The following is a 13,800-nucleotide window of genomic DNA, read 5'->3' as shown; positions in this document are numbered from 1 at the left end:
TGCACCAGATTGTGCATTACCTACTGTTAATTAGTTCTTTTTCTTTTTTGGCAAGTAAAGATCTGTAATTGTTCCTTCAAATGCCTCTGCAGCTTGCGCAATAGTTTCAGAAAGTGTCGGATGAGGATGTATTGTTAAAGCGATATCTTCAACATCACAGCACATTTCAATTGCTAATGCCGCTTCAGCAATTAAGTCACCAGCATTAATCCCAACAATTCCAGCACCTAATATTCGATTCGTATCTGGGCAGAATAATAATTTAGTCATCCCTTCTTCTCGCCCCATACTAAGAGCGCGGCCACTGGCAGCCCAGGGAAAAGTAGCTTTTTCATAACGTATATTTTTTTCTTTCGCTTCTTTTTCAGTTAGACCAGCCCAAGCAATTTCTGGATCTGTATAGGCGACACTGGCAATACATTTAGGGTCAAAATAATGCTTTTTGCCCGCAATAACTTCCGCAGCAACTTTACCTTCAGGAATTGCTTTATGTGCGAGCATTGGTTGTCCAACAACGTCACCAATAGCAAAAATATGTGATACATTTGTCCTTTGCTGGTTATCTACTTTAATAAAACCGCGCTCATCAACTTTTATACCTGCTTTTTCTGCATCAATCGCACCACCATTAGGTTTTCTACCAACAGCAACAAGAACCTGTTGGAAGCAAAGAGGCTTGTCTGTAGCATGCTCACCTTCCATAGATACATAAATACCATCTTTTTGGGCTTCAACAGCAGTTACTTTGGTTTTTAAAAGGAATTTAACTCCCTTTTTCTGCATACGTTTTTGTAAAACATTAACCAAATCAAAATCAGCGCCTGGAATCAATTGATCCATAAATTCAACAACAGTTACATCAACACCTAAAGATGCATAAACTGTAGCCATTTCCAGACCAATAATTCCTCCACCCAATACCAACAAACTCCCTTTGATATCAGCAAGTTCTAAAGCACCTGTTGAACTAAAAATACGTTTGTCTTCGGGAATAAAAGGTAAATTAATGGATTCAGAACCTACGGCAATGATTGCATTCTCGAATTCAACTTCTACTGCCCCTTCTTTAGTAGTGACAGTTACTTGATGCGTACCTGAAAATTTGCCTATTCCTGTAACGACTTCGACTTTACGTTGTTTTGATAATGCCTTCAAACCGCCTGTTAATTTCGAAACTACTGAATTTTTCCATGCAACGATTTTTTTACTATCCAGCTTGGGTTTGCCAAAGCTAACACCTTGCTCTGACATTTCATGAGCTTCATCAACAACTTTTGCAATATGTAATAATGCCTTGGAAGGGATGCAACCTACGTTCAAGCAAACACCACCTAGTGAATCATAACGCTCTACCAATACTACTTTTTTTCCCAAATCTGCTGCTCTAAATGCCGCTGTGTATCCACCAGGGCCACTTCCTAATACAACGACATCTGTTTTTATTTTGTTAGCCATTACAAGCCTCTTTAATTAGATATTATAAAAAAGATTAGAGTAAAATTCGTCTTATATCACTTAAGCAATCGCAAATAAAACGAGTAAAACGCGCCGCCTCAGCACCATCTATGACTCGATGATCATAAGATAAAGACAAAGGCAACATTAACCTTGGTTGGAAGGTACCATTTTCATAGACAGGTTTTATTTCCGAGCGAGATAATCCAAGGATGGCTACTTCAGGACTATTCACGATAGGTGTAAATGATGTACCACCAATTCCACCTAAGCTAGAAATAGTAAAGCATCCTCCTGACATATCTGTTGGCATTAGGCCTTTATCTCGGGCCTTGGTACTTAAACGAGTCATTTCAGTCGCAATTTCAGCAACAGTCAATTTATCAACATTTTTAATAACAGGAACAACCAAACCGTTCGGTGTTTCTACTGCAATACCGATATTGCAATATTTTTTATAAATAAGATTCGTGCCGGCGGCATCTAAAGATGCATTAAATTGAGGGAATGTTTTTAATGCTTTACTGACTACGGCACAAACAAATGCCAGCAATGTCAATTTATATCCTTTTTCTTTAGCATGCTCTGATTCAGACTTCCTGAATGCTTCAACATCAGTAATGTCTGCTGCATCAAACTGGGTTACATGAGGGATTGTTATCCAAGATCGATGTACATTAACTCCAGTAAGCCTTTTAATTTTATTAAGTGGTTTCGTTTCAATGTCGCCAAATTGAGAAAAGTCAATTACCGGATTCGGTGGAATGCCAAAAGAACCTTGACTGGGTTGCTCACTAAGACGCCTTTTCACATAGGCTTGTACATCCTCTTTAGTAATACGCTCTTTGCGACCAGTGCCTTTAACCTCAGCCAGATTTACACCAAATTCTCGAGCGATACGTCTTACAGCCGGACCCGCAGCAATTAATTTTGAAGATTCTACTGGCTCAATAAAAGCTGGTTGCGGGGGAGCTACTTCGCTTTTTTTAGACTCTATTGGGCTTGATGTTTCTGGAGCAATTACTGGCTTCTGCTCTGTTTCAGGTGTTATTTTTTCTTCTGTTTCCGAACCATTTTCTGTAGCAACTAAAAGAATTAAATCACCTTCAGATACCTTATCACCTACGTTCACATTTAGCTTAGTTATTTTCCCTGATACGGGTGAAGGGATCTCCATGCTGGCTTTATCTGATTCCAATGTAATAAGCGGGGTATCAGTCTCAATTTGATCCCCAACTTGGACCATTACCTCAATCACGTCTACGTTGCTTGCGCCGCCAATATCGGGTATTTTAACTTCTGTTATCTGTTCAGATTTCTTTTCTTGAGAAACCTTAGTCTCTTTTATCTCGGCATTGACCGGTTCTATTTTAGAAGCTTGAGTTACATTTTCTTTTTCAATATTTTCTTTTTTATCCACTGTGGCAAAAAGAATCACATCGCCTTCAGATACTTTATCACCGACTTTGATATTTAGTTTTGTGATTTTCCCAGCAACTGGAGAAGGAATTTCCATGCTGGCTTTATCTGATTCTAAAGTAATGAGTGGTGTATCAACTTCGACTTGATCCCCCACTCGAACCATTATTTCAATCACATCAACCTGAGTCGCTCCACCAATATCAGGAATCTTAACTTCTATTTCGTTTGACATGTCTTTCCTCAAAAGATTGCTCAGAGTATTCAGGTCATGACTGCAATGGAAACATACTTAAGCGATTAGCGTATATTCCAATACAATTACAACCTGGATTACTAAGCCTACTATATACTTTTAATTCTAATGATTAACCGGATTTAATTTATCAGGATTAATGTTATAGCGCTTTATAGCATCAACAACTGTCGATTTATCGATACTTCCCTCAGCAACTAAAGCATTCAATGCCGCTAGAACTATAAATTTAGCATCTACTTCAAAGAAATGACGTAAACGTTCTCTCGTATCACTTCTTCCATAACCATCAGTACCCAAAGTTACATAGTGATTAGGTACAAACGGTCTAATTTGATCTGCATAAATTCTTAAATAATCTGTTGCAGCAATCACAGGTCCTGGTCTGCCTTCTAATTGAGTTGTAACATAACTTTTTTGTTCCTTTTCCTTGGGATGCATTGCATTGTAGCGCTCCACAGCTAAACCATCCCTTCTTAATTCATTAAAGCTTGTAACACTCCAAATATCTGCAGTCACACCATAATCATCTTTTAACATTTGTGCTGCTTTAATAACTTCGCGCAGTATGGTTCCACTTCCCATTAACTGTACATGTTGTTTTGATTTCTTCTTAGTTTCTTCCAATACATACATTCCCTTAATGATTCCCTCTTCAACTCCTTTTGGCATATCTGGTTGTATGTAGTTTTCATTCATTACTGTAATGTAATAAAAAACATTTTCCTGCTTCTCATACATACGATACAAACCGTTTTGAATGATAACAGCAAGTTCATAAGCATAAGTAGGATCATAAGAGACACAATTTGGAATTGTTGAAGCGTATAAATGGCTATGTCCATCTTGATGTTGCAATCCTTCGCCAGCAAGTGTTGTACGCCCTGCAGTTCCGCCTAATAGAAAGCCTCTGGCTTGCATATCACCTGCTGCCCAAGCCAAATCGCCAATACGTTGAAATCCAAACATTGAATAATAAATATAAAAAGGGATCATTGCCAATTTGTTTGAACTGTATGAGGTCGCTGCTGCAATCCACGAGCAAAATGCTCCGGCTTCATTAATTCCTTCCTCAAGAATTTGTCCATCTTTTGCTTCACGATAAAACATTACTTGTTCATGATCTACTGGTGTATAAAGTTGACCAACTGGAGAATAAATTCCAATTTGTCTAAATAAACCTTCCATTCCAAACGTTCTGCACTCATCAGGAACAATTGGAACGATACGTGAACCGAGTTCTTTATTTCTCAACAAGGTAGAAAGAATCCGCACGAATGCCATTGTTGTTGAAATTTCACGGTCACCTAACCCTTTGGTAACTGATGAAAACTCAGCTAGGTCAGGAGTCTTTAGAGGCTCAACTTTGGTAGTGCGTGATGGTAAATAACCACCCAGCATTTCTCTTTGCTTTTTAATATATTTAATTTCGGGGCTATCATCTGCAGGTTTATAAAATGGTATTTCTGCAATTTGATCATCACTGATAGGAATACTGAATCGATCTCTAAATGCCTTCAGTTGCTCCACAGTCATCTTCTTTTGCTGGTGGGTAATATTTTGTCCTTCACCAGCAGCTCCCATTCCATAGCCTTTAATTGTTTTTGCTAAAATAACAGTTGGCGAGCCTTTATGCTCCACAGCCTTAGCATAGGCAGCATAAACTTTTTGAGGATCATGGCCACCTCGGTTCAATCTCCAGATCTCTTCATCTGTATAATTCTCAACCATTTTCTTTAGTTCTGGATATTCATTAAAGAAGTGTTGTCGAACATAGGCTCCATTATTTGCTTTGTAGGCCTGATAGTCACCGTCGACACACTCTTCCATACGTTTTTGTAACCAGCCATCCTTATCACGCGCAAGCAATGGATCCCAGCGGCCACCCCAAATGACTTTAATTACATTCCAACCGGCACCACGGAATAATCCTTCTAACTCTTGAATAATTTTGCCATTTCCACGTACAGGGCCATCGAGTCGCTGTAAATTACAATTCACAACAAAAATAAGATTATCAAGCTTTTCTCGTGCTGCAATGCTTAAAGCCCCTACTGACTCAGGCTCATCCATTTCACCATCACCAAGAAATGCCCATACTTTTCTATTTTCAGTATTAATCAATCCTCGATTTTCTAAATATTTTAGAAATCGTGCTTGATAAATAGCTTGTAAAGGACCTAATCCCATAGATACCGTAGGAAACTGCCAAAACTCACTCATTAACCAAGGATGTGGGTATGAGGATAAACCATCAACCTCTACCTCTTGTCTGAATTTACTTAATTGCTCTTCTGTGAGTCGTCCCTCAAGAAAGGCGCGTGCGTAAATACCAGGTGATGAATGTCCTTGAATATATACTAAATCACCGCCATGCTCGCCATTTGGTCCTTTAAAAAAGTAATTAAACCCTGTTTCATACAAAGTAGATGATGAAGCATAAGAGGCAATATGCCCACCTAGTTCGGGTGCATATTTTCCTGCACGCAATACCATTGCCACAGCATTCCAACGAATCAATGCACTAATCCGTTTGCCAATACCTTCATCGGGAGGTATTTGCTTTTCTTCATGCAGATTAATTGTATTTCTGTAAGGTGTATTAATTGAACTGGCTAAGTTGACCCCTTCTGCATTCGCTTTATTAAGAAGCTGTTTTAAAAGAAAAGCTCCTCGTTGTGGACCATCATTTATTAATACAGCTTGCAGGGCATCCAGCCATTCACGTGTTTCTATAGGATCCAAATCTAAAATGTTTTCATTTGCCATGAAAGTGTTCCCCGAAATCTATTAAACTCAGTAAGGTACAGCTTGTAATTTTTGTGGAATTACACCCGTGCAACCTTTCTTACAAATTGTGAAATCTGATAAGCAATCACATGTTACTTTGCGGCATTGTAGTGGATCGCGGTAAGAATTCAACTCACGCATCACTTTTTTACCTTCAACTTTTCGTTCATGTACATATTTTACAAAATTTTTTTCCGCATCCTGTTGAGATATATGGGCACATGTTGTACAATTATTGCTACAATTTTGCCTGCAAAAATCTAAGTGTTGCACACAAGTCCTATTACATTGTTCTAATGCCTGGCCTTTTAGAGCATTTTGTTGTAATCCATGACAACCCCCAAGCAGTAATATTATAGTGCAACAAATTAAACGCAAAAAAGAATTCATATAGATAATATCCACAAAAATGATTATGTAGGTTAACCACCGCAGCTAAAAGCCACTTAACTCATCTACAACCAGGTAATTAATGTAAATAAAGCAATAAAAACCAACATAACAATAATTGCATGTTCGACCAAGCCTTCTGCTATTGGCATAGGAATTTCTTCTGTTTCATTTGTTTTAACTGCCTGCAATCCACATTCACGCAACATGTCACTATTCACATCGGGTTTAGCAAGAAAGTAACTAACATATAAAGAAAAACCTTTTTGGAAATTTCCTACAAGTAAAAAAAGTAATACTGTTAAGCGAGCAGGAATCCATTCAAGCAAATCGGTAATTTCATTTGCCTGCTGATCTACGAAATGAATATCACGGCATAAAGTAATTAAACGATATGTTAAAGCACCAATTGGTCCAGCGATGATATACCAAAATACAAGAGAAAATAATTGTCTATTGACTAAGATAAAATAGTCTCCGACGAGTTCTTGGTTGCTCTTGACATCCGATTGTACTATTGGATAAAAAACATTTTGTGGACCAAGGCAATAAAAGAAAATAACCAAACTTAAAAGAAATCCCATCAATCCAAACACAATAGGATTCAGTAATAGATAAATAATGGATACAAGCAGTAGAACAGGCGCTATTGTTAAAGCCAAAAGAGCCCACGGATTATTAAGAAAACTATGCTTATTGCCTACATTTTTGATCTTTTGGCAATAATCAGAAAACCAATAAAATCGCTGGTAGGAAACAGAGTGAATCAAAAAACGTTCACTTAATAAACACAATAATATTACTAATAATTTCATTATTTAATCCTTACGCATTTTATCAGAGAATGCTATGGGGGTTGGGTATTTCAATACAACAAAATACGATGACACGATAAAGGTTAAAATAGTAGTCGCTTGAATCAGATTAGAAGCTTTGTCCGAAATAAGCTGAGTACTTAAAGCGATGCTAGCTACAAGCAATGAAAACTCACTTTCCTGTCCCAAACGAATACCCACCTCTTTTGCAACATGCTTTTTTTCGCCAGATTTTCCAAGGAGCAAATAAAATAAAACCGGCTTAAACAATAACACTAGAGCTGATAAAATCAGTGCCGGAATAACAACTTGCTGTGCTAAACCGAAGTTAAAAGTTGCTCCGATTGAAAAGAAAAACATGACCAGGAAAAAATCCCTTAAAGGTTTTAGGCTCTCTGCGATAAAAAGAGAAATAGGACTTGCTGCCAACGCAACTCCAGCAATAAAAGCACCAATATCCTCTGAAAGTCCCATTTTTTGCGCAAGGACTGACAAACCAAGGCACCAGCCAATTGATAATAAAAAGACATATTCTTGAGTTCTATCAAAACGAGCCAGTAACCGTATTAAGACGTATTTCTCAAAAGCAAAGGCAAAAAGACACAATGCAGGTAAATTAATTCCTACTAAAATGATATCATCAATCGAAAAACCACCGGTTTGCTGAGCGCCATTAATTAAAATAAGAACAATGATTGCAATAACATCCTGCATGAGCAACACGCTTATCATCACCTCACCAGTATGCTGGTGATGCAAAATAGTAGTTGGTAATAATTTCAACCCAATGATAGTACTTGAAAACATCATTGAAGCGCCCAAAATCCATGATTCGGCAACACTCAATCCAAAGAACCTGCCAATCCAATATGCAGTTACAGCAAAAAGAACAGAGCTAACTAAAGCAATCCAGGTAACTTTCCTTAGCATATGCACTAGATTTTGTGGTTGCAAATGCAATCCAAGCAAGAATAATAGGAAAACTATTCCAACATCACCAATTTGTTTGACAATACTCACATCAGATACAAGCTTCAAACCCCATGGTCCAAATACTGCCCCGAGAAGGATATACGCAACCAGCAAAGATTGTTTGGTATAAAGAACCAAAGTGGATAGAAATGCAGCGCCTGCGAAAATTAAGAATATTGTATAAAACACAGAGCCATCATGCATTGATTCATTACCTCAATATTAAAATAAAACCGACTTTGATTAAAAAAATTGTAAGCCTGGATAAGCGCAATAAAACAAGAAGTTGAATACAAAAAGAGCATATACTGTGCTTTTAACCAGGGCTACAATTTTATTACTATAGTAATTCTAATGTTCTGAAAATTTGAAGCAGTAATTTTATCCATTAATCCGTTAATTAGCTATCAATATTCATTATGAATCAAATCAAAACGGAAAAAGATCCAGTTACTCCATTAAGTGCTAATTTGTGCTTCAAGCTATCAGCCATATTTTTTGAACCAAATGGACCAACCCTCACGATATAATGTTGCTTATAGTGTTCGATATAAACTGGTGAGGGAGTAATACGAGCTAATTTATCTTTTAAACGTTTTGCTAAAATTTCAGTTGTAAAAGCACCTGCCTGAAGATAATAATGCGCCTGTCCTGCCGGTCCCATTAATGTTTCAATTTCAACAGGGGCAGTTCCTTTAGGAAAAACTCCTAGTTTTAGAGCCGCAGCATAAGATAAATCAATAATTCTATCAGAATGAAATGGCCCTCTATCATTTACTTTAACGATTGCAGCTTTTCCATTATTCAAATTTTTAACTTTTACATAAGTAGGTAAAGGTAAGGTCTTATGTGCAGCAGACATTACATACATATCATAAGGCTCACCACTTGAAGTTCTTTGTTTGTGGAATTTGGTCCCATACCATGAAGCAATACCCCTTGCTTTATATCCAGTTGAGCTCCTCATCACTTGATATGAGCGTCCATCAACAGAATATTCTGATATGTTACCATATCGACTTAAAGGCTCTTTAGATGGCACAGGCTCCTTAAAACTAATAGTCCTCAATTTAGTGGGGGCACCATCTTGAACTTGTGTATATCGATTTGTTTTATTCTTATAACGATTATATATGGAATTATTAGAATTTTTATTATTTTGAGTTACTTGTCGTGTAGACTTCTTGGTTCCAGATGATGCAGAATCAAGAGACTGATTTGTAGTTTGACAACCTGCTAATATAATCGTCACGGCAATAAGTATCTTTCGCATAATTTCCAGTTTTATTAATTGTTTTCTGGCTAATATACAGAAATATCACATAATTTCGAAGATTTATTTTATTTTGAAAAAAATTTCATTATTTTTCATCTGCTATTTTGTTGCCTGTAAAAGGCTGTGGTACTATATCCTCATTTTTGTAATCGGACTAAATATCAACATGACAAGAACAACGTCTATTTTATTAACAACACTGTTTATTATTACATTATTTGTACAATCAACGAACTCTATGGCTGACGAAGGTTCTTTACCAACAAAACCTACTGCAGATTTGGAAAGACCATCGCCTACGGTGAATAATAAACCTTTAGTTACTCCTGCAGCCCCAATGCTTAATGCTAAAGCCTACATTCTGATTGATGTTAACAGTGGCAAAATTATTGCTGAAAAAAACAGTGAAGAACGTTTGCCTCCCGCAAGTTTAACTAAAATGATGACGTTATATGTCATATCGAATGCACTGCATCATGAACAAATTCACCTCACTGATAGCGTTCGTGTGAGTCGTGATGCCTGGAAAATTGGTGGTTCTCGCATGTTTATTAAAGAGGGTCAACAAGTTCCTGTTGAAGATCTGCTTAAAGGGATTATCGTTGACTCAGGCAATGATGCATGTGTTGCTATGGCAGAACATGTTGGGGGAACTGAAAATTCATTCACTGATCTGATGAATCAGCAAGCTCAAAACCTTGGAATGAAAAACAGCCATTTTACTGATAGTACTGGTTTGCCTGACCCTAATCTGTATACCACCGCAAAAGATTTAGCGATCCTTGGAAGAGCGTTAATTGTTGATTTTCCTCAATATTATGACTGGTATAAACAAAAATGGTTTACCTATAATGGCATTCGTCAACCTAACAGAAATCGCTTGTTATGGCGCGATAATCAAGTGGATGGTATAAAGACAGGTCACACGAATGATGCAGGTTTTTGTCTTGTTTCCTCTGCAAAACGCGACAATATGCGTTTACTTGCTGTTGTACTCGGTGAGCCAAGTGTTTCTTCTCGTGCCGATGATAGTGAAAAGCTACTCAACTATGGTTTCAGATTTTTTGAAACGCATCAACTTTACAAATCAGGACAATCAATTTCTGAGCTTCCACTTTATAAAGGGAGTGTTGATAAAATAACTGTTGGTCTAAACGAAGATCAATACATCACTATTCCTACTGGCCAATATCAACGTCTTAATATTTCTACTAAAGTTCCTTCTTACCTTGAGGCACCAATTAAGAAAGGTGATAAAATTGGTGATCTGGTAGTCCAATTTGATAATAACGTTGTATCAACTCGACCACTTTATGCTTTGCAAGATGTTGAATCAGGTGGTTTTTATACTCGTACAAAAGACTCTATACGTTTGGCCTTTAAACGCTGGTTTGGCTCTTAGGATTTATAGGATATAAGGATGGAAAAAACGACTTTAATTGAATTTCCCTGTTATTTTCCTATAAAAATAATAGGGAATAATTCGACTGTTTTTCTTGAAGAGATCAGAGAAATTACCGTCACACACTTTCCTAATATTGCTGAAGATGCACTGACTCATAAAATGAGCAAGGATTCCAATTATTTAGCAATAACTGTTACTGTGTATGCTGAAAATAAAGACATACTGGATGCATTTTATAGAGCTATTACGCAACATCCAGAAGTGAAAATGGTTCTATAATGAAAATACGACAGCTAGGTATTCAAAATTATAATGATGTTTGGCTGCAAATGAAAGAATTTACACAAAGCCGTGATGCTAATACACAAGATGAACTTTGGCTTTTACAACATTCCCCTGTGTATACTCAAGGGCAAGCAGGGAAACCTGAACACATACTAAATCCTGAATCCATACCTGTGGTGCAATCAGATCGAGGGGGACAAGTAACCTACCATGGACCAGGCCAGCTAGTTGCCTATGTTTTAATGGATATCAGTAGAAAAAACTTAGGAATAAGATCATTGGTTAGTCAATTAGAACAGATCTTAATTTCTGTTCTTGCACAATATCAAATAGAAGGTTCTATCCGTTGTGGAGCACCTGGGGTTTATGTTAATGAACAAAAGATAGCCTCAATTGGTTTAAGAGTAAAAAATGGTTGTACTTATCATGGAATTGCACTAAATGTTGATATGGACTTAAAGCCTTTTTCAGGAATAAATCCATGTGGATTTGCAAAAATGGAAATGACTCAAATAAGCAAGTTTGTTCCTACTGTGCAAATAGATGAAGTAAATCAACATTTTGTGCAATATTTTCTGCAACAATTTTATCCCTGAAATAAATATGAACTTGTTCGTAGATTATGTACAGCCACTTACTGTCTGGTTGCAACAAAACCCTCACTGGTCTTTATTTATTACATTTTTAATTTCCCTAACAGAGTCTCTGGCGATTGTTGGAAGTATTGTACCTGGTAGTGTTACGATGACTGCCATAGGAATACTTGCTGGCTCAGGGATTATGCGAATTGATCTTACATTATTAGCTGCGATTTTAGGGGCCGTTGCTGGCGATAGTCTTAGTTATCTCCTGGGTTATTACTATAGCGATCGGCTGACTGAAATTTGGCCGTTTAGCAAGTATCCACGATGGATACAATACGGCAAAGATTTTTTTGAAACACACGGTGGTAAGAGTGTACTAATTGGTCGCTTTGTTGGTCCTCTGCGCTCAATTATTCCCGTCATTGCTGGTATACTGCATATGAAGCAATGGCGATTTTTTGTAGCAAATCTTTTATCAGCAATAGGCTGGTCTCTTTTATACGTAATGCCAGGTGTTGCCATTGGAGCTGCAAGTCATGAGCTATCCACCGAAAGTGCAACGCGCTTATTCATTTTAATACTTATTTTACTTGCTGGACTTTGGTTTATTAGTTTATTTATAAAACGAATTATAGGCTTATTAAGCTCTATTTTAAAATTACACTTGCACACTTTTTGGTTAAAGCTAAAAAATAACTCTATTTTTGTATATGTGCACCAGAAAATTACTCCTCATGGTGAAACAAATCACTATCACACTGCTGCCTTTGTATTGATAACAGTCTTTTGTCTGTTTTTTTTCCTTATCCTTTTAGGATTAACTGTTGTGACACAATATCTAACGTCAGTTAATTATCCAGCTTATTTATTTTTACAAAGCTTTAACACACCAACATTAAAAATATTTTTTATCTTTTGTACTCAATTAACTTCTACAACTACGATAATCAGTTTTTTTATTATTTGTTGTTGCTGGTTTATTTATCGTAAAAATAAAACGGCTGTTATTTATTTATGTAGTATTATTTTTTTTAGTAGTTTTTTAGCCCTGTCACTTACATATTTTATTCATAGTCCAAGACCCCCTGGATTATTGATTGCGATGCCAGGTTCTTCTTTTCCTGCATTTAATCTTTTGATTGCTACAGCATTATATGGATTTATTCTATTTTACATCAATAATAACTATAATTTGTTCACCAACATGTCGAAATCTATTGTATTTACTGTTCTTGGCTTTAGTGGTTTGGGCGCCCTTTATTTAGGAGATTATTGGCTTTCAGACGTTTTAGCATCGTACTTTGCTGGTACAACAATTTGCTTAATTCACTGCTTAATTTATAGAAAATCTAATATTCCTCCCCATAAAAATACACCTTCATTATTAATGATTTCTCTGCTAATTATCGGCATTCTTTTATCTTCTTTCGGATCTACTTATTTTAATTTTAAAACTTTATCTTATAGCCACACTCCTTATCATAAAAAATTTACTTTGAGCGAAAAAACATGGTGGGAACAAGAGAAGCCTACTCTACCAATTTATCAATTCAGTAGGATAGGCAAACGCATTAGTTTATTAAACGTTCAATTCTCAGGTAATTTGGATACACTCCAAAGTTATCTTGAAAAAAATGGATGGAAATCTCATGAAGATTCATTTTTTACCAACTTACTTCTGCGAATAAGTCAAAAGCCAAACAGCGTTAAGCTACCATTACTTACTCAATTATATGAGAATAAAGCCCCCATGCTAATCATGACCTTTAGGGATCCACAAAGTAAGTTAACTTTGGAATTAAGAATTTGGGAGTCAAGTTTTAACTTATTAGAATCAAACCAACCATTATGGATAGGTAGCGTTCATCCATCCAATCGTGCGAACAAGCAAATGAGTAATCAGGGGTATTTTCCAAACCTAATCAATCCAATAAATTATATGTTTAACACTGAAAATCCTTTTTCAGTTAAACAAATCAAATTGCCAGAGAAGATGATTAAAACGACAAAATATCCAACACAGCCCTATTTAACGCTTATCAAAGAAAAAAAAACGGACAATATCTATTAGAAATTCAAGGCTAAACGTAACTCCCCACGTCATCCCGAACCCAAGCGCAGCGAGGGTGAGGGATCTCCTGTCAGGTGGAACA

The 13,800-nt window shown here is 36.7% G+C and carries 11 protein-coding genes; 4 read left to right on the top strand and 7 right to left on the bottom strand.

Annotation, left to right across the window (positions count from 1 at the left end; translation table 11 throughout):
* Nucleotides 1-30: 30 nt before the first annotated feature.
* The 7 genes from lpdA to BW930_RS09285 all read right to left on the bottom strand — a co-directional run bounded on the left by lpdA (nucleotide 31) and on the right by BW930_RS09285 (nucleotide 9,370).
* Nucleotides 31-1,455 (bottom strand): dihydrolipoyl dehydrogenase, encoded by a 1,425-nt coding sequence (gene lpdA, locus BW930_RS09315; protein ID WP_058468921.1) that lies wholly within the window; start codon nucleotides 1,453-1,455, stop codon nucleotides 31-33.
* Nucleotides 1,456-1,489: 34 nt separating this feature from the next.
* Nucleotides 1,490-3,109: a dihydrolipoyllysine-residue acetyltransferase gene (aceF, locus tag BW930_RS09310; RefSeq protein ID WP_058468922.1), complete on the bottom strand. Its 1,620-nt coding sequence runs from the start codon at nucleotides 3,107-3,109 to the stop codon at nucleotides 1,490-1,492.
* A gap of 126 nt (nucleotides 3,110-3,235) precedes the next feature.
* Nucleotides 3,236-5,899: a pyruvate dehydrogenase (acetyl-transferring), homodimeric type gene (gene aceE / locus BW930_RS09305; protein WP_058468923.1), complete on the bottom strand. Its 2,664-nt coding sequence runs from the start codon at nucleotides 5,897-5,899 to the stop codon at nucleotides 3,236-3,238.
* A 27-nt stretch (nucleotides 5,900-5,926) separates the two neighbouring features.
* Nucleotides 5,927-6,310 (bottom strand): hypothetical protein, encoded by a 384-nt coding sequence (locus tag BW930_RS09300; protein WP_058468924.1) that lies wholly within the window; start codon nucleotides 6,308-6,310, stop codon nucleotides 5,927-5,929.
* Between the two features lie 65 nt (nucleotides 6,311-6,375).
* Entirely contained in the window at nucleotides 6,376-7,125 is a 750-nt protein-coding gene (locus BW930_RS09295) for a hypothetical protein (RefSeq protein WP_058468925.1), read from the bottom strand.
* Between the two features lie 3 nt (nucleotides 7,126-7,128).
* The gene (locus tag BW930_RS09290; protein WP_064276565.1) at nucleotides 7,129-8,301 is read right to left on the bottom strand and encodes a cation:proton antiporter; all 1,173 of its coding nucleotides are present in this window, start codon (nucleotides 8,299-8,301) and stop codon (nucleotides 7,129-7,131) included.
* Nucleotides 8,302-8,521: 220 nt separating this feature from the next.
* Nucleotides 8,522-9,370, bottom strand: coding sequence for a septal ring lytic transglycosylase RlpA family protein (locus tag BW930_RS09285; RefSeq protein WP_058468927.1), 849 nt, complete (start codon nucleotides 9,368-9,370; stop codon nucleotides 8,522-8,524).
* Between the two features lie 169 nt (nucleotides 9,371-9,539).
* Between BW930_RS09285 and BW930_RS09280 the strand changes: the two genes are divergently transcribed.
* The 4 genes from BW930_RS09280 to BW930_RS09265 are packed head-to-tail and all read left to right on the top strand — an operon-like array spanning nucleotide 9,540 to nucleotide 13,718.
* On the top strand, nucleotides 9,540-10,775 hold the full coding sequence (locus BW930_RS09280; RefSeq protein WP_064276564.1) for a D-alanyl-D-alanine carboxypeptidase family protein: 1,236 nt from the start codon (nucleotides 9,540-9,542) through the stop codon (nucleotides 10,773-10,775).
* Between the two features lie 18 nt (nucleotides 10,776-10,793).
* Nucleotides 10,794-11,057: an HP0495 family protein gene (locus BW930_RS09275; protein WP_058468929.1), complete on the top strand. Its 264-nt coding sequence runs from the start codon at nucleotides 10,794-10,796 to the stop codon at nucleotides 11,055-11,057.
* Nucleotides 11,057-11,659 (top strand): lipoyl(octanoyl) transferase LipB, encoded by a 603-nt coding sequence (gene lipB, locus BW930_RS09270; RefSeq protein ID WP_058468930.1) that lies wholly within the window; start codon nucleotides 11,057-11,059, stop codon nucleotides 11,657-11,659. Before BW930_RS09275 ends, lipB begins: the two co-directional genes overlap by 1 nt.
* 7 nt (nucleotides 11,660-11,666) lie before the next feature.
* Nucleotides 11,667-13,718 carry a bifunctional DedA family/phosphatase PAP2 family protein gene (locus BW930_RS09265; protein WP_058468931.1) on the top strand — a complete coding sequence of 684 codons (2,052 nt, stop codon included), beginning with the start codon at nucleotides 11,667-11,669 and terminating at the stop codon, nucleotides 13,716-13,718.
* Nucleotides 13,719-13,800 lie beyond the last annotated feature (82 nt).

This window comes from Fluoribacter gormanii (genome assembly GCF_900156395.1).
In the GTDB taxonomy this organism is placed as follows: domain Bacteria; phylum Pseudomonadota; class Gammaproteobacteria; order Legionellales; family Legionellaceae; genus Legionella; species Legionella gormanii.
This window is presented reverse-complemented; position numbering and strand designations above follow the sequence as displayed.